The sequence below is a fragment of the Mycolicibacter virginiensis genome, from assembly GCF_022374935.2.
Classification (GTDB): Bacteria; Actinomycetota; Actinomycetes; order Mycobacteriales; family Mycobacteriaceae; genus Mycobacterium; species Mycobacterium virginiense.
The window spans coordinates 3,580,433-3,596,894 of sequence record NZ_CP092430.2; the positions used below are offsets into that span (position 1 = coordinate 3,580,433).

A 16,462-nucleotide genomic window follows, 5' to 3' on the forward strand; every position below is an offset into this window, starting at 1 on the left:
CGGCCTCTCGCAATCAGGCGTTAATGGCCCGTTCGCCGTGACTGCTGGCGATCTTGATCCGCCGGGGCTTCGCCTTCTCGGCGACCGGAATTGTCAGCCTCAGCACGCCGTCTTGATAACTGGCCTGGATCTGGCTCGCGTCCAGATTGTCGCCAAGGAACAGCTGGCGGCTGAACACACCGCGGGGCCGTTCCGCCGACACCATCTCGCGACTTTGATCCAGCCCCGGACGTTCGGCATGCACCGTCAGCACATTGCGTTCGACATCGAGATCCAGGGAATCCTCTGCCACCCCGGGCAGGTCGAACTCGACGATGAACTGGTCACCGTCACGCCAGGCATCCATCGGCATGACCGCCGGCCGCGCCGCGGTGCCCAGCACCTGCTGGGTCCAGCGGTCGAGATCACGGAACGGGTCGGTACGCATCAACATCATCTCCACCTCCTCGGTCTGCGGCAGATCATCTATGTCTGCCGACATAGATTTTTATATAGCACTGGTGGTAGGTTCACGCAAGAGGAGCACGAGGATTTTCCGACGAGTGGAAGCGACGCGCAGTGACCGACGAGATGAATGCCCGATCCGGGCTTGGGGTATACGGCATCTCGGTGGCAGCTGAGTTGTCCGGTATCGGTCCGCAGACCTTGCGGCTCTACGAGAGCCGCGGCCTGCTGACCCCGGCGCGCACCGCAGGCGGGACACGTCGCTACAGCGATGACGATCTTGCTCGGCTGCGACGGATCACCGAGCTGGTAAGCATCGGCATCAACGTCGCAGGCATCGGGCAGATCCTCGGCCTGGAAGCGCGCAACGCCCGATTGGAGTCCGACAACTGCAGACTGGAATCCGACAACACCCGGTTGCGATCGGACAACTCCCAACTGAAAACGGACTATGCACTGCTTGCCGCCCAACGCGCCGACCCGCCCTCAACGCGGAAACGAAAGGGGTCATGATGACCAACCCTGAACGGCTCCCGGCGACCGAAGCTGTTTCGGAGGCAGATCTCGCCGAACAACGGATCCCCGCAGACGAGAGCGCCGACGACGGGCTGGATCCGGCCGCCCTGGAAAACGCCGACGCCACCGAAGCCAACCCGGCCGACCTGATCGATCAGGCCATCAGCGTTCCGCTCCCCGACGACGACTACGACGGCGACCGATAAGGCAGCCGCCGGCAGCTACTCGGCTTTGACGACCTCCGCATCGGCCCGATGGTCCGACGTGCTCCGGCGTCGATGGCTGGTGTCGCACAGTGGATAGTTGCGACTGCGCCCACAGGTACAGATGGCCACCATGAAGCGATCCGATTCGACGACCCCCTCGGGCGTCTCGATCCGCACCGGGCCGGCGACCAGGACCGGGCCGTTACGAACCGGCTGAACCACCCTCTTGTCCGGAGTCGTCATGGCTTGTCCGCCCGGATCACCACCAGTTGTTCCACGCGACAGCCGGGCGACACCCGGCCGGTGGATTCCAGCCAGTCGGCGCGCGCCGAGAGCACCGGGCCGAACGGAATGCTTCGGACAGTGGCGATCTCGGCTGACAGTCCCGAGTCCCGCAGGCTCTGCAATGAGTACGCGACGTCGGCCAGGGCGGACTGCACCAGCAGCAGGGAACCGCCGCGACGCAACAGCGCCGCGGCCGATTCGCAGAGCGGGTTCAACACGACCCGCCCGTCCACACCGCCGTTCCACGACCATTCCGGACCGCCCGCTGACGCAATGGGCCCGCCGTTACGCGGCGAGGGCACATAGGGCGGATTGGCCACCACCAGATCGAACGGGGCGCAGCGCAACGCGCCACTCCACGGTCCCTGCCGAATCGCGACGTCGACGCCGGCGGCGCGCGCGTTGTCGCGGGCACACCGCACCGCGCGCGGGCAGATGTCGAACGCGGTGACGCTGTCCGCACCCAGCTCGGCCGCCGCGATGGCAGCCACCCCGCTGCCGGTGCACAGGTCCAGAACCCTGGCCCGGCGGGCCAATCCCGTGCGTTCCATGGTCTCGATGAGAAGATGCGAATCCTCTTGCGGTACATAGACCCCGTCTAGGTACGGCGGGCGGCGACGCAGGGCGCCGGGCACCCCCATAGTGGTCATCGGGGATTACCCGCCGTTCTTGCTGCGGATGTCGCGCACCGACTGCTTGGCCGACTCGGTGAACTCGTGCATCTTCTGCTTGGCGCCCTTGGTGACGACGCTCACGCGATCCGGGTCCTTGATGATCGCTTTGGCGGTGTTCTTGGCGATCATCTTCTCGATATGCGGTGGCACCGGCGGGATGTCGGGGTCCACCACGACTTCGAGCACCACCGGACCGGGCGCGGACAACGCCTGGTCCCAGGCCTGGCCGATCGTGTCCGGGCTGTCACAGCGAATTCCGGTCAAGCCGAGAAGTTTGGCGAATTCGGCGTACGGCACGTCCGGGATCATCTGCGAGTCTTCGAACTTGGGCTCGCCGCCCATGGCCCGCTGCTCCCAGGTCACCTGGTTGAGGTCCTGGTTGTTGAATACGCAGAAGATCAGCGGCCCATCAGACAGCCGGTCCAGATAGCGCTTCACAGTGATCATCTCGGCCATCCCATTCATCTGGAAGACGCCATCGCCGACGACGGCGATCACCGGTCGGTCCGGGTGAGCGAGCTTGGCGCTGATCGCATAGGGGGTGCCGGGCCCCATGGTCGCGAGGTTCCCGGCCAGTGAGGCCGCCATGCCGCGCCGCAGCCGCAGGTGCCGCGCCCACCAATTGGCGACCGACCCCGCGTCAGTGGTGACGACCGCGTTGTCGGGCAGGCGCTTGGAGAGCTCGTGGACCACCAGCTCGGGATTGAGCGGGCTGGCCTTGTCGTGGGCCCGGTCGTCGAGTACCCGCCACCAGGTCTCCACTTCGCTTTCGATCTTGCGCCGCCAAGACCGGTCCTTCTTGCGGTTCAACAGCGGAATCAGCTCGGCCAGAGTGTCTTTGGAGTCGCCGATCAGATTGGCCTGGACCGGGTAGCGCACCCCGATCATCCGGCCGTCGTGGTTGATCTCCACCCCACGGGCTTGTCCTTCTTTGGGCAGCCACTCGGCGTAGGGGAAGCTGGTCCCGATCATGAGCAAGGTGTCGGCACCCGACATCATGGCCTCGCTGGCCGTGGAACCCAGTAGTCCGATCGGCCCGGTCACATACGGCAGTTCGTCGGGCAGCGCGGCGCGTCCCAACGATGTCTTGGCAACACCGGCGCCGAGCAGGTCGGCGGCCTCCACCACTTCATCGGCGGCGTCCGCGGCTCCTGCGCCCACCAGGATCGCCACCTTCTCGCCCTCGTTGAGGATCTCGGCGGCTTTGCGCAGCTCGCTCTGCGGCGGGATCATCCGCGGTTTGGTCCACCCGACACTGCTGAAGACGGCCCCATGCTGGCGTGGTGGCGACGGGACCGCCTCTTCCTCGGCGACGTCCTCGGGCAGGATGATGGTCGCCACGGTCCGATTGGTCAGCGCCACCTTGCAGGCCCGGTCCACCAGGTGGCGAGCCTGGACCGGCGCCATGCAGGTCTGAACGAAGTCCGAAGAGACGTCCTTGTACAGCGAGTTCGGGTCGATCTCCTGCTGGAAGGCCGCGCCCAGCGACATCCGCTTCTGCTGACCGATGATCGCGACCACCGGCTGGTGGTCAAGCTTGGCATCGTAGAGCCCGTTGAGCAGGTGGATCGCCCCCCCGCCGGATGTGGCCAGGCAACACCCGAGCTCGCCGGTGAATTTGGCGTGGCCGGTGGCCATGAACGCCGCCATCTCCTCGTGGCGCGGCTGGATGAGTTCCGGGTCCCCACCGGCCCGGTCCAAGGCGCCGACCATCGACAGAATGCCGTCACCGGGGTAGCCGAAGATCCGGTGCACCCCCCACTGTCGGAGCCTGTCGAGGATGAAGTCCGCGGTTTTCGGCATTGTCTGCTCCCTTCAACACGCACACGGTTACCCGCCACCGGCTTTGTCAAACGGCTGGGTGCACCAGCGGTGCGGTACCACCGGTCACAGCGTTGTGGGCTATCCGCAGGTCGTCGACGAATGCGTCGTAGGCCTGCGCATGCTGCTCGCTGCGGTCCCGCAGCACCGCCGAGGGATGAACCGTGGCCAGGACCCTCGGCCGGCCGTTGGACCCGGCCAGGCCAGGCAGGCACAGCAGCTCACCGCGCCCGGTGGAGATACGAAACGAGGGCCCGAGCAGCGACTGTGCAGCCGTGGCACCCAGGCAGATCACCACTTCCGGCCGCACCGAGTCGATCTCGGCGATCAACCACGGCCGGCACGCCACCACCTCGGTGCGGCCCGGCTTCTGGTGGATCCGGCGTTTGCCCTCGCGGCGGGTGAACTTGAAATGTTTGACCGCGTTGGTCACGTACGTCAGCGCCGGATCTATGCCGGCGTCACGCACCGCACGGTCCAACAACCGCCCGGCCGGGCCGACAAACGGGTGGCCCTCGAGATCCTCGTGATCGCCGGGTTGCTCACCGACCAGCATCAGTGGCGCGCCCCGGCGCCCCTCGCCGAACACGGTCTGCGTCGCATCGCGGTACAGCGTGCAACCTCGGCACTGCGCAGCCGCCTCACGCAGCGCGCCCAGCGTCCGTCGTTCCGGCAGATAGCGCTGCGCCCCTGGCTCTTTCGTCGCTACCATTACGTCGACGCCGCCAGCTCGGGCGCAATCTCGGACTCCCAGAAAGCAAAGAAGCTCTCCTGGTCTGCTCCGATCTGCTGAACGTATACCTCGTCGAAGCCGGCGTCGGCGAACTCGTGGATCCGGTCCAGATACGGCCTGGCGTCCGGCCCAGCAGGCACTGATCGTTCCACGGCCTCGGGGCTCACCAAACTCGATGCCTGCTCGAAATGCACCGGCGTGGAGAGGTTCTGGCCCAGCTCGCCGGGTAGCTGCTCAATGGGCCACGTAGCGTGCGCGGTACGCACCGCATCCTCTTTCGACGGCCCGTAACACACTTTGAACCCCGCTTGGGCGGGCTTGCCGATGCCGCCGGCGTGATGGAACTCCGACACCAGCTCTGCCGCCGGCATGCTGCACTGGTAGCCGTCGCCGATCCGGCCCGCCAGTCGCGCCGAGTGAGGACCGTATCCCGAGACATAGATGGGGGTCGGCTGCGGCGGCAGGGTATAGAGCCGGGCGTTCTCCACCGTGTAGTAGCGCCCGTGGTGGTTTACCAGTGCGCCGGTGAACAGTTCACGGATCACCGCGACCGCCTCGTCGAGCATGCCGCGCCGGATTGCTGCCGTGGGCCAGCGTCGGCCGGTGATGTGTTCGTTCAGCGCCTCTCCGGTACCGACTCCCAACGTGAAGCGGCCCCCGAGTAGCGCGGCACTGGTCGCGGCCGCTTGGGCGATGACCGCCGGATGGGTGCGCACGATGGGGCAGGTGACCGCGGTGGTGATCGGCAGTTCGCAGGCCTGCGACAGCGCACCGATGACCGACCACACAAACGGGCTGTTGCCCTGCCGATCGTTCCACGGGTGAAAGTGATCGGAGATCCACAGTGCCTCGAAGCCCGCCTGCTGTGCCCGGACCGCTTGGCGAACCAGCTCGCCCGGTTGGAACTCCTCGCAGGACAACGCATAACCCAGGGTCGTCATGAGTCATGAGATACCCGCGGTGGCGGTGGCTAATCGTGGTTAGCGGTTTGGACTGTTGGGTAGCCGACCGGTGAATCGCCGCAAGCTGAACTAGGAGACGCCATGACTGTTCCCCGGACGGTAGAAACCGGGACACGTGACCGGCGCCCGACCTCTACATCTCCGATGCGGATCGCACCGGCGACCGCGAGCTGGCCGAGTTGTTTCGGCGCGCCCAGACTGCGAGCCGCAAGGGCGCCGAGGAGGGCAAGTCGCTGCTGCGGCAACGATTGCAAGCCTGACCCGCAAGGGCGATGCTGTTCAGTTCCCGGTTGCCGGGGCACTGGCAGATGTGGTTCCCGAGATCGTGGTGGTCGCCGAGCTCGTGGTGGAAGACGTCGACGTGCCCGACGTGGTCGTGGCGGCCGAGTCCAAGTCCGGATCCGCATTCGCCGGACCAGCCGAACCCGGCCCCGCCACCACCACGACCGCTGCCCCCGCCGCAGCTGCGATCGCTGCCATCGAACCTAGCGTCTTGCCCGTTACTCCCCGCACGCCCATGATGTCCTCCTGGTCGGTCTATCGCTGACGCGTCGTCGGTGGCGCGTGCTGAGGACGTTTACCCCGGCGGCCTGGGCGTAAACATTGTGGACGAACTTCCCGCATTCAGTACCCGCCCGGCGTTCCGTTGCCCACGCACGCCATCCCGGCGTCGCTGACGGCGCGGCGGTCCACGATGTTGCGGGTGTCGACGACCACCGCTTCGCCGGCCGCGCACCGGGCCACGGCTCGCCAATCCAACTCCGCGAAGTCCGGCCACTCGGTCAGCACCACGATCGCGTCGGCGTCCTTGGCTGCGACGTACGGGTCGTCGGCGACCGCAGTCGGCAGCCTCTCCGCCGTGATCGCCGCCAGCCGCGGGTCATAGGCGGTGACCTGCGCACCGACCCGCAGCAGCTCGGCACACACCTCAATTGCCGGCGAGTCACGGATGTCGCTGGTGCCGGCTTTGAACGTCAACCCCAGCACCGCCACTTTCAACTCGGGCAGCGGCCGACCCGACTGCCGCTTCAGCAGCGAGACGATCCGGTATATCTGCGCGGCGTTGGTGCGTCGGGCCGATGCGATCTCGCGCAGCTCGACGCCCTGCGCCCGGCCGGTGCAGACCAGCGCCGCGCTGTCCTTCGGTAAGCACGAACCGCCCCAGCCTGGCCCCGGCCGCAGAAAGTGCGGGCCGATCCGCGGGTCAGCACCCATACATCGAGCGATGTCGGTGATGTCGGCTCCGACCCTGCTGGAGAGCTGGGCCAGCGAATTGACGAACGACAGCTTGACCGCCAGAAAGGAGTTGCTGGCGTACTTAGCCAGCTCCGCGCTCTCCAGGCTCATTCGCAAGATGGTGCCGCCGCACTGGCCGTCGTAGAGCCCGGCCACTCGATCGCCTGCGGCAGCCTGCTCGGCGTCCACACCGATCACCACCCGATCGGGATGCTGGAAATCCTCGACAGCGAAACCCTCACGCAGAAACTCGGGATTGGCCACGATGTGGATGCCCCGGGCGGCCAGCGTCTCGCCGATCCGGCGACAGGTACCTGCCGGGACAGTGGATTTCACCGCCACCGCAGACCCCGGCGACAGCGTGTCGGCCAGCCGGGCCACGGCGCGTTCGACGGCACACAGGTCCGCGCTGCCGTCGACGCCCGTCGGCGTCGGCACGCACACAAAGACGATCTCGCGGTCGGCCAGCATGCCGTAGTCGTCGGTGACACGCAGGGTTCCATCTTCCAGGCCGGCACGCAGCAGGTCGTCGACATCGGGCTCGTCGATCGCCGCGTAGCCCCTGCGCAGTTCGGCGACGCGGCACCGATCGGTGTCGATGCAGACCGTGTCGACGCCCTTGGCGGCCAGACACACCGCGCTGGTCAAGCCGACATAGCCTGCGCCGACGACACCGACGGTCACACCAGGGGCGCTCACGCGCACTCCGCCAACAACTCTCGAGCCGCGGCGATCACCCGTGCCACCGTGATCAGCATCAGGCCCGGGTCCGGCCGGTCGGCGTGCGGGTCGCCGCGGTCGCCGGTCCACAGGGCGATGTGCCGGCCGGTGCCGCGCGGTCCCCACTGCGCCGGCGGCGTCGGACCGAACAGCAGTACCGACGGAGTGCCGGTGGCGGTGGCGATGTGTCCGACGCCAGTGTCTCCACACACCAGCAGCCTGGCATCGCTGATCAGCGCGACCATTCCGAGCAGGTCCAGTTCACCGGCCAGCACCGATGTCGACCTCAAGCCGGCATAGGCGGCGACGATCTCGGTCAGCGATCGCTCCGCGGCGGACCCGGTGACCACCACTCGATAGCCGGCCCGCGTGAGCGCTGCCGCGACGGCGGCGAACCTGTCTGGGGGCCAGCGCCGCGCCGCCGAGGCAGCGCCGGGATGAATCACCACGACGCCATCCCGTCGCGGGTACCCCGGTGGCCGGTCGATTCCGAGTTCTTCTCCACGGCAGCTGATTCCCGCTGATTCGAGTAGCGCACACCACCGGTCCACGTCATGGACGTCATCGCGCCAGAGTGGCCCGATCACATCCGGCGTATCGCAATTACTGTGGCTGATAATCATTTTCGCCCCAGTAGACATCAGATCGGCAATGCTCTCCGGGCCACGCCCGTGCAGATTGACCGCCACGTCCGGCACCGGCCCGGCCCAGCACAGCTCCCCTAGCCTGGCGGTCGGCGCCACTTCGTCCACGCCGGTGCACCACAACGCCAACGGCTCCAATACCGCGGGAGTGGCCAGCACGATCCGAGCCGACGGATAAGCCCGCCGCAGCCCCCGCAGCGCCGGCACCCCGGTCAGCAGGTCCCCCAGCCCCAGCGCACGCAGCACCAGGACGCTGGTGTCGCCGGTCACGGCCATGATGATTCCTCGCTGGAACACACCACCATTTCCCGGATTTCGCAGCCAGGCGGCTGGCGCAGCGCGAACAACACCGCTTCGGCCACCCGGTCGGGGTCGTTGAGCTTGGCGTCCGGCGGCGGCTTGTACTGCGCGGCACGGCCGTCGAAGAACGGAGTGGTCATCCCGCCGGGGATCAGCAGAGTCACACCGACTTCACCGGCAAGCTCGGCAGCCAGCGCCCGGGTGAAGCCGACCACCCCGAATTTCGAGGCGCAGTAGGCGGTGGCGTCGCTGACCGCCTTGATCCCGAGCGTCGACGCGCAAGTGACTATGCGGGCATCCGCGGCGTCGAGATAGGGCAGCGCAGCCCGGATGACCGCGGCCGTGCCCAGCAGGTTGACATGCAACACCCTTTCCCAGTCTTTGGCCGGAACCCGATCCAGTCGCCCGCAGCTGTCGATGCCCGCGGGGGTGAACACCCCGCGCAGCGGCTGGTCGACGGTGCCGGCCAGCTCAGCCACGGCATCGTGAACCGCGGCGGTGTCGGCGAGGTCAGCCCTGCGGTAGACGACATCTACTGCCGGTTCAGCGATGTCGATCACCAGCGGTGTTCCGCCGGCACGCTGAACCGCTCGCACTGTGGCGGCGCCCAGGCCCGAGGCACCGCCGGCGATCAGAATATTGCCCACATCGTTCATCAGCGCGCTCCTTCTCCTCGCTAGCGCACGGCTGCGATCAACTTCGATGACGAGTAGCCCGGGATGGTGGGCAGCACCATCACCTGACCGCCGTTGCGCCGCACGGTGTCCGCCTCGGGCAGTTCCGCTCCGCGGTAGTCACCGCCTTTGACCCAGATGTCGGGGCGCAGTCGCTCCAGCACCGCGGTCGGCGAGGTCTCATGAAAGATCGCCACGCCGTCCACGCAGGCCAAAGCGGCCAGCACCCGGGCACGGTCCTCGGCGGCCACCACTGGGCGTCCGGCGCCCTTGAGCGCCCGCACCGAATCGTCGGAGTTGATCAACACCACCAACGCATCACCTAGATCGCGCGCTCGCCGAAGCAGCCGCACGTGTCCGGTGTGCAGCAGATCGAAGCATCCGCCGGTCGCCACCAGCGTCCCGCCGCGGTGACGGACCCGCTGGGCCAGCGCGCTCACCGCTGCCATCCCGGTCACCGCCCCGCCCGGCGTCATCAGGTCGATCCCGCCGGGGATCGGCATGGCGCTGGAGACTCCTGCCGCACCCCCGGCCACCACGAAGCGAGACGCCGCGGCCACCGCCGCGGTCGCCGCCGCCAGCGCATCGGCGCCGTCAGCCAGCGTAAGTGCGGCGGCCACCGCGAAACGGTCGCCGGCACCGCAGGTATCGCTGTGGCCACCGGTTGGGGCTGTCGAGCGGATGTGCTGTGCGACGTGCCCGGCGTCGGCGAACATCGCACCGCCGGCACCCAAGGTGATGCTGACCGCGTCGGCGTTCCACTCCCGCCGCAGTGCGTCGGCCCGCTGCCCGCCGCCACAGGACGGCGCAAAGGTCTTCGCCTCGCCGTCGTTCGGTGTGACCAGTGAGCACCGCGGGATCGGCACCGAGCCTCGCGGGTGCGGATCCCAGACCACGGGCGTACGCCCTGCCGCGGCCGTCAGCGCCGAACGCAGTTCCTCGTGGCCGGCGACTCCGTGACCGTAATCGGCGACGCAGACCGCGGCCGCCTCACCGAGCAGCTCCACGATCTCGGCCGGTAAGCGCTTGTCGGCCGCGTAGCCGTCGCCGTGATCGACGCGCACCACCGACTGTCCGCCGGCTCGGATCCGGATCTTGCTGAGCGTGCCGCCGCACAACGGCAGCCCGATCACCCGAATACCCGGGTAGTCCTCGGCGAAGATCCGCGCCAGGCTGCGGCCGGTGGCGTCGTCAGTGGTCGCGGTAACGAGAACGACGTCGGGATACTCGCGGGCAGCCAGCACCGCCGCCAGTCCGGCTCCCCCGGGCCGCTGCCAGATCCGCTCTGGATCGACCACCGGAACCGGCGCCTCCGGGGACAGCCGGCTGGCCATGCCGTCGACGTCAATGTCGAGCATCGTGTCACCCACCACCACAAGAGGTTTCATGTACGTGTCCGCTCCGCGCCGAGCAGGACCGCATCGACGGCCATGCACAGGCTGTGCAGCAGCAGCAGATGCACTTCCTGCACGGTGGCCGTCGAGTCGGCCTCTACGCCGATGCCGTCGTCGCTCATCGTCAGCAGCGGGTTGGGCGCCGGCCCGGTCAACGACCACGTCGTCACGCCGATCTCCTGCGCCGCCTTGACCGCCGCCAGCACGTTGCGGCTCGTGCCACTGGTAGACAGCGAGACCAACACGTCTCCGCGCCGCCCGTGGGCACGTACTCCTCGGGCGAACATCTCCTCGGCGCCGTAGTCGTTGACGATCGCCGTGCCGGCGGAAGTGTCGGCGTGTAATGCGATGGCCGACAGCGGCTCTCGTTCGTGATGGAAACGGCCGACAAGTTCGGCGGTCAGGTGCTGGGCTTCAGCGGCACTGCCGCCGTTGCCGCAGGCCAGCAATCGTCCACCGCCGGCCAACACCTCGGCGAGCCGTGCCCCCCACTCCGACAGCTGGACGGCCGCCGGTCGCACCCGGACGATCGCTCGCTGCAGCTCTGCCATATGCCGTGCGATCATGCCGCACCTCGACTTTCGATTTGGGCCACGGCCGCCACCACGTCGTCGGCGGCGATGCCGTCGAGACAGGGATGGCCGGCAACGGGGCAGGTTCGCGCCCGGCTGCCGCGGCAGGGCGCCGTCTGATCGCCGCACAGCACCACCGGAACGCCATAGGGACTCCACCGACCGGCCGGTACCACCGGCGCGAACAGCGAGACCACCGGCGCGCCGACCGCCGCAGCCAGGTGCGCGGGCCCGGTGTTGGGAGCCACCACCGCCCGGGCACCGGCGAACACCGCGCCGAGTTCGGCCAACGTGGTACGACCGCCCAAATCGGTTGCGGCGCCACCGGAGACCCGCGAGGTGAGTTCCCGATCGGCGGCGGTGCCGGTGACCACGACGTGATGACCGGCCCGCGCCAACGCGTACACCAGCTCTGCCGATTTGGCAGCCGAGGGCCGCCGGGCCGGTACCGCGGCTCCAGGGTGAAATGCCACGTAGTCGCCGCCGCGCAGCGCCGCTCGCAGCGGCCCGGCGGGCCCCGGCAGCGGCTTGACCCGCAGCCGCCCCTCGTCGCCGGAGGGCAGCTGCCAGCCGGCGGCTTGCGCCAGCGACAGTGCCCGAAGCGGCTCTGGCACGTCGCCGGGGTCGGGGTGACGCAGGTCCAGCAGACGGCCGGGATAGTCGGTGCAGATCGCCCCGATCCAGCCCACGCCCGCCATCCGGCCGATCAGCGCCAACGGCAACGGGGACTGGTGAAACGAGGTGAAGATCAGCAGCGCCTCGGCCCGTTCGGCTGCCAGCACGCCGATCAATTCGGACACCGCCTCGGCTGTGACCGGTCCCGCGTCGAAATCCACCCAACCGGCGCTCCATCGCACCACGCGGTCCACCCCGGGCAGCAGCTCGGCGGCCGCACTGCCGCGCGGGCCGGCCAGAAACACCACGCGGTCGTGCGCTGCGGAGACAGCCCGAACGGCGGGGCCGGTGATCAACACGTCACCGAGGCTGTCGAGCCGCGCCACCACCGCGGTGCTCATCGAATACCCTTGAGTACCAACGTCACCGCTGCGTTCAGGGACCGGGCCACGGCGGCGTTGGCATAGGCGTCGGCGATCTCGGCGCGGCGAGTGCGTCGGGTGGGCACCAATATCGCGTCGGCGTCGGCGGCCCGAGCGGCGGCCATGTCACCACCGGTGTCGCCGATCATCACGCAACGGCCCGGGTGCACATCGAGTGCGTCGGCCGCCGCCGAAACCAGCCCCGGTGCCGGTTTGCGGCACGCGCAGCCGTCGCCGTCGTCGTGCGGACAGACCTGCCAGCTGTCGAACGGCCCGAGCAGTTCTTCGACCCGGGAATTGACCGCCGCCAGCTGTTCTGGGCTGATCAGACCTTTCGCCACTCCGGATTGATTGCTGACGACCGCGAGGCGCAAGCCATGTCGACGCAGCCGCCGCACCGCTCGGCGGGCGTGCGGCAGTGGCCGCACGCGGTCCGGGTCGGCCAGATAGGGACCGTCGTGAATCAAGGTGTCGTCGCGGTCCAGCAGCACCGCCAGCGGTGGTTCGGCCAGCGCCTTGCGGAAGCGCAGTGCGCCCCGGATGCGCTGCGCCACCGCGACCGGCGGGATGAGCGCACTGGAAATCACCATCGCGGCGACCTCGCGGCGGCTCCTCGGCCCGGCGGCGATGCGGCGCAACGCGAATTCGGCGGTCAGCCCGAGCCAGCTCAGCCATCCCAAGCTCAGCAACTGACGCCTGCGGATGATCATGCCCAGCACGCCCAGCAGTCCGGCGCCGCAGATCACCAGGTGCAGCGGCAGTCGTCCGCGCCCCTCGCCGATAGCCTTGCGCCACCCGCGGCCGTGCTTACGGCGCATCAGCGCGTCGTCGCGGTTGCCGCGCTGGGCGGCCACACTGCTCATGACAGTGCTCTGCGCCGGCGTCCTGCCCGGGATCGGATGCACCGACTCACGGGAACCGAAGGCGATACGGCCACCGGCTCGGGTCAGGCGCAGCGCAAGGTCGGCATCCTCGCGATACGCACGCGGGAAACGTTCATCGAAGCCGCCACAGGCCACCAGCGCATCACGACGGTAGGCCATGTCGGCGGTGATCCACCGGGCATCGGCAAGCCGCAGCGTGCGCCGTTCGTCGTCGAGCGGCCGGCGGTCCGTCGGCTCCGGCACCACGATCTTGGCCTGTGATCCCACCACGTCCGGGCCGGCACCGGACAGGTCTGCTTCCAAACGCGCACACCAGTTCTGGCCAGCGACCACGTCGTCGTCCAGAAAGCAGATCCAGTCCGCCCGCGCGGCGCGCCAGCCGAGGTTGCGCGCGGCGGCCGGGCCGCGCCCGCCGGAGCGCAACACGGTGACCGACAGAAAACCGGTCGCCGGCCACAGCGGCGCAGGCCGGCCCGGCCGATCATCGACGATGATCACCTCACCGGCCGGCAGCCGATCGCCCTCGCCCAGCGCCTCCAGCAGTCGATTCAGTGACGGGCGTCCGATCGTCGGGATCACCAGCGCATAGGTGGGGGTCATTGGGCATGCCTCCGAATCAGGAAGGGCCCCAGGGCCAGGGCGTCGATCGGGGCGCTGCCAAAGCACTCCAGCGCGTCGCGCGGGCTGTCCACCATCGGTCGTCCAGCGGTGTTGAAGCTGGTGTTGACGACCACCGGCACCCCGGTGCGCTCGGCGAACACGCTGATCATCCGGTGCAGCAGCGGATCATCAGCGCCAACCGTCTGGATGCGGGCGGTGCCGTCGACGTGGGTGGCGGCCGGGATTCGGTCGCGCCACATGTCGGTGACGTCGTGCACGAACAGCATGTAGGGGCTCGGCAGCGGGCCGCGGGTGAAGATCTCCCCGGCACGTTCGGCAAGCACCATGGGCGCGACCGGACGGAACTGTTCGCGGCCCTTGACCCGGTTGAGCCGCTCGAGGTTGTCCGCCTGGCGCGGGTCGGCCAGCAGTGATCGGTTCCCCAGGGCGCGGGGGCCGAATTCCGAACGCCCCTGGAACCAGCCGACGACACCGTCGCCGCCCAGGATCTCGGCGACCGCAACGGCGATGTCGTCGGGGCGTTCGTAGCGGATGTCGGCTTCGGCGAGCTCGGCGGCGATCTCGTCGTCGGTGAAAGATCGGCCCAACGACGCCGACGCCATCGGCGAGATCGTCTCGCCGTGTTCGGCTGCCACGGCCAGCGCCGCACCCAAGGCAGTACCGGAATCTCCGGCGGCGGGCTGAACCCAGATCGCCGAGAAATCGCCCCGGTCGAACAGGGCGGTGTTGGCCACGCAGTTGAGCGCCACTCCCCCTGCCAGGCACAGGTTGTCAGATTTGGTGTGGCGCGCCAGCCAGGCCACCGTGTCGGCCAGCACCTCTTCGAGCACCGTCTGCACGCTGCACGCCAGGTCCGCGTGCGCCGGATTCAGCACCTGCTCACCACGGCCGCGCGGCCGCGTGAAGGCGCACCAGTCGACGCCCGACGTGCGAAACGTGCCGTCCGGGCAGGCGTATACCAGCTCGCGCAGTCGCTCGGCGTAGACCGGCTTGCCGTAGGAGGCCATCGCCATCACCTTGTATTCGTCGCCCGACCGGGTGAAACCGAGGTGTTCGGTGAGTTCCTCGTACAACAGGCCCAGCGAGTGCGGTAATGCTTGGGAAGCAAGGACATCCAGCTTCTGGTCCCGGTACTCACCGGCCAGCATCGAGGTGGCCTCGCCGCGACCGTCCACGACCAGGACGGCGCTGTCGTCGAACGGAGAGGCCAGCCCCGCCGATGCCGCGTGCGCGACGTGGTGCCGCACATGGCGCACCACGCCCGGGTCCAGGCCAGGCAGCGCGGCGGCCAGAAACAGTGGAGCTCGGCGGGCGTACAGGGTCCGCAGATACTCCCAGTCCCGGTCCTGGCCCTCGATCACATCGCTGCTGTGTTCATGCGGCGGTCCCAGCTTCGCCTCTCCTACGTCGAGCCTCGCTGAACCACCGGCTAGCGCGGGGTCGTAGGAGTAGCCCACCGCATCGAGGTCGGCGGGCCCGATGCCGCCCTGCGCCAAACACCACCGGGCGGCCTGGATCGGCAGTTCCCAGGTGGAGAACGCCACCGCCTGCTTGCCGTGTTTGCGCCGGCTGAATCGCTCCTCCTCTGCGGCCGCGACAATTCGGCCGTCGATGACAAGGGCGGCTGCGGGGTCGTGAAAGACCGCGTTGATGCCAAGGACTCGCACCCGACCTCCCCCCGACCGTGCGAACCGCTTCGATCTGGCAGTGGAGATACCCACCAAAACCGCCGCTAAACGGAAGATGGAGCGGATTCGCTAAACCGTTGCGGTGAAGTCGATCTGGCTTCGGAACCAGGCGATCGTGGCCTCAAGCCCGTCGGGGACGTTGACCTTTGGCTCCCAGTCCAGGAATTCGCGGGCACGCCGGATGTCCGGGCAGCGCCGGCGCGGGTCATCTTCGGCGGCGGCGACATACCGGATCGGCGATTGACTCCCCGACCGCTCACGGATCAGTTCGGCGACCTGCAGAACGGTGAACTCGGCCGGGCTGCCGATGTTGATCGGGCCGGTGACATCGCGCGCGGCCAGCGCGATCAGCCCGTCGATGGTGTCATCGACGTAGCACAGCGAACGGGTCTGGCGACCGGTGCCGGCGACCGTGATCGGCTCGCCCCGCAGGGCCTGACCGCAGAAGGTCGGTACCATCCGGCCATCATCGGGACGCATTCCCGGGCCGTAGCTGTTGAAGATCCGGGCCACCCCGACGTCGGCATTGCGCGCTCGGCGGTAGGCGAAAGTCAGCGCCTCGGCGAACCGCTTGGCTTCGTCGTAGACGCTACGTAACCCGATAGGATTGACGTTTCCCCAGTAACTTTCGGGCTGCGGGTGAACGAGCGGATCGCCGTAGACCTCACTGGTAGAGGCCAGTACGAACCGGGCCCGGCAGGCCTCGGCGATACCGAGTGCGACTGCGGTGCCCTGGCCGCCGGCGCGCAGTGTCGCTATCGGCAATCGCAGATAGTCCGGCGGCGAGGCGGGCGAAGCCAGATGGAACACCGCGTCCAGCGGCCCGAACCAGCCAGGGTCGGCAAACCCCTGCGCGATGTCGTGCTCCACGAAGTCCACCCCGCGAAGACGCTGTACCGCTGAAAGATTGGTCGCAGAACTGGTGGACAGGTCATCGACGCACCAGATCCGCTGGGTGCCGTCAGCGAGCAGCCGGGCACAGAGTCGGCTGCCGAGGAATCCGGCACCGCCGGTGATCAGGACCCGCCTCAGCGCTCGCATGGCAACTACA

Annotated in this window: 18 protein-coding genes; 3 read left to right on the forward strand and 15 right to left on the reverse strand. The window is 68.4% G+C overall.

Translation table 11 applies throughout. The features are described 5' to 3' along the window. Positions 1-13: 13 nt before the first annotated feature. Positions 14-436, reverse strand: coding sequence for an Hsp20/alpha crystallin family protein (locus tag MJO54_RS17425; RefSeq protein ID WP_046282970.1), 423 nt, complete (start codon positions 434-436; stop codon positions 14-16). Positions 437-570: 134 nt separating this feature from the next. Here MJO54_RS17425 and MJO54_RS17430 point away from each other — a divergent pair, with 134 nt between their 5' ends. Together MJO54_RS17430 and MJO54_RS17435 are read left to right on the forward strand one after the other, a co-directional pair. Continuing rightward, entirely contained in the window at positions 571-957 is a 387-nt protein-coding gene (locus tag MJO54_RS17430; protein WP_064890901.1) for a MerR family transcriptional regulator, read from the forward strand. Next, entirely contained in the window at positions 957-1,166 is a 210-nt protein-coding gene (locus tag MJO54_RS17435) for an Rv3202a family protein (protein ID WP_046282939.1), read from the forward strand. The genes MJO54_RS17430 and MJO54_RS17435 overlap by 1 nt, the downstream gene beginning before the upstream one ends. A gap of 15 nt (positions 1,167-1,181) precedes the next feature. Here the strand turns inward: MJO54_RS17435 and MJO54_RS17440 are convergent, their stop codons facing one another. Genes MJO54_RS17440 through MJO54_RS17460 form a run of 5 tightly spaced genes read right to left on the reverse strand, consistent with a single transcriptional unit; the run spans position 1,182 to position 5,620 of the window. Further along, positions 1,182-1,409, reverse strand: coding sequence for a CDGSH iron-sulfur domain-containing protein (locus MJO54_RS17440; protein WP_064890801.1), 228 nt, complete (start codon positions 1,407-1,409; stop codon positions 1,182-1,184). Continuing rightward, on the reverse strand, positions 1,406-2,101 hold the full coding sequence (locus tag MJO54_RS17445; RefSeq protein WP_082957462.1) for a HemK2/MTQ2 family protein methyltransferase: 696 nt from the start codon (positions 2,099-2,101) through the stop codon (positions 1,406-1,408). The genes MJO54_RS17440 and MJO54_RS17445 overlap by 4 nt, the downstream gene beginning before the upstream one ends. A gap of 6 nt (positions 2,102-2,107) precedes the next feature. Further along, the gene (locus tag MJO54_RS17450; protein ID WP_064890805.1) at positions 2,108-3,928 is read right to left on the reverse strand and encodes a thiamine pyrophosphate-requiring protein; all 1,821 of its coding nucleotides are present in this window, start codon (positions 3,926-3,928) and stop codon (positions 2,108-2,110) included. Between the two features lie 46 nt (positions 3,929-3,974). Beyond that, complete coding sequence (locus tag MJO54_RS17455) at positions 3,975-4,658, reverse strand: UdgX family uracil-DNA binding protein (RefSeq protein ID WP_064890807.1); 684 nt, start codon at positions 4,656-4,658, stop codon at positions 3,975-3,977. Continuing rightward, on the reverse strand, positions 4,658-5,620 hold the full coding sequence (locus MJO54_RS17460; protein WP_240175240.1) for a TIGR03557 family F420-dependent LLM class oxidoreductase: 963 nt from the start codon (positions 5,618-5,620) through the stop codon (positions 4,658-4,660). The genes MJO54_RS17455 and MJO54_RS17460 overlap by 1 nt, the downstream gene beginning before the upstream one ends. Positions 5,621-5,951: 331 nt before the next feature. Between MJO54_RS17460 and MJO54_RS17465 the strand changes: the two genes are divergently transcribed. Beyond that, complete coding sequence (locus tag MJO54_RS17465; RefSeq protein WP_240175241.1) at positions 5,952-6,188, forward strand: hypothetical protein; 237 nt, start codon at positions 5,952-5,954, stop codon at positions 6,186-6,188. Positions 6,189-6,265: 77 nt separating this feature from the next. On the opposite strand, the gene MJO54_RS17470 is transcribed toward MJO54_RS17465, so the two are convergent. The 9 genes from MJO54_RS17470 to MJO54_RS17510 form a co-directional block, all read right to left on the reverse strand. Continuing rightward, positions 6,266-7,576 (reverse strand): UDP-glucose dehydrogenase family protein, encoded by a 1,311-nt coding sequence (locus MJO54_RS17470; RefSeq protein ID WP_240175242.1) that lies wholly within the window; start codon positions 7,574-7,576, stop codon positions 6,266-6,268. Next, complete coding sequence (locus MJO54_RS17475) at positions 7,573-8,517, reverse strand: glycosyltransferase family 9 protein (protein WP_240175243.1); 945 nt, start codon at positions 8,515-8,517, stop codon at positions 7,573-7,575. Before MJO54_RS17475 ends, MJO54_RS17470 begins: the two co-directional genes overlap by 4 nt. Continuing rightward, on the reverse strand, positions 8,508-9,197 hold the full coding sequence (locus tag MJO54_RS17480; RefSeq protein ID WP_046282931.1) for an SDR family oxidoreductase: 690 nt from the start codon (positions 9,195-9,197) through the stop codon (positions 8,508-8,510). The genes MJO54_RS17475 and MJO54_RS17480 overlap by 10 nt, the downstream gene beginning before the upstream one ends. 20 nt (positions 9,198-9,217) lie before the next feature. Then, positions 9,218-10,603, reverse strand: a complete 1,386-nt coding sequence (locus MJO54_RS17485; protein ID WP_046282930.1) for a PfkB family carbohydrate kinase — start codon at positions 10,601-10,603, stop codon at positions 9,218-9,220. After that, entirely contained in the window at positions 10,600-11,175 is a 576-nt protein-coding gene (locus MJO54_RS17490) for a D-sedoheptulose-7-phosphate isomerase (RefSeq protein WP_240175244.1), read from the reverse strand. The genes MJO54_RS17485 and MJO54_RS17490 overlap by 4 nt, the downstream gene beginning before the upstream one ends. Then, positions 11,172-12,197 carry a glycosyltransferase family 9 protein gene (locus MJO54_RS17495; RefSeq protein WP_240175245.1) on the reverse strand — a complete coding sequence of 342 codons (1,026 nt, stop codon included), beginning with the start codon at positions 12,195-12,197 and terminating at the stop codon, positions 11,172-11,174. Before MJO54_RS17495 ends, MJO54_RS17490 begins: the two co-directional genes overlap by 4 nt. Then, entirely contained in the window at positions 12,194-13,702 is a 1,509-nt protein-coding gene (locus MJO54_RS17500) for an HAD-IIIA family hydrolase (protein WP_240175246.1), read from the reverse strand. Before MJO54_RS17500 ends, MJO54_RS17495 begins: the two co-directional genes overlap by 4 nt. Continuing rightward, positions 13,699-15,390, reverse strand: a complete 1,692-nt coding sequence (locus tag MJO54_RS17505; protein ID WP_046282926.1) for a carbamoyltransferase family protein — start codon at positions 15,388-15,390, stop codon at positions 13,699-13,701. The genes MJO54_RS17500 and MJO54_RS17505 overlap by 4 nt, the downstream gene beginning before the upstream one ends. A gap of 90 nt (positions 15,391-15,480) precedes the next feature. Next, positions 15,481-16,452, reverse strand: coding sequence for an NAD-dependent epimerase/dehydratase family protein (locus MJO54_RS17510; RefSeq protein ID WP_240175247.1), 972 nt, complete (start codon positions 16,450-16,452; stop codon positions 15,481-15,483). Positions 16,453-16,462 lie beyond the last annotated feature (10 nt).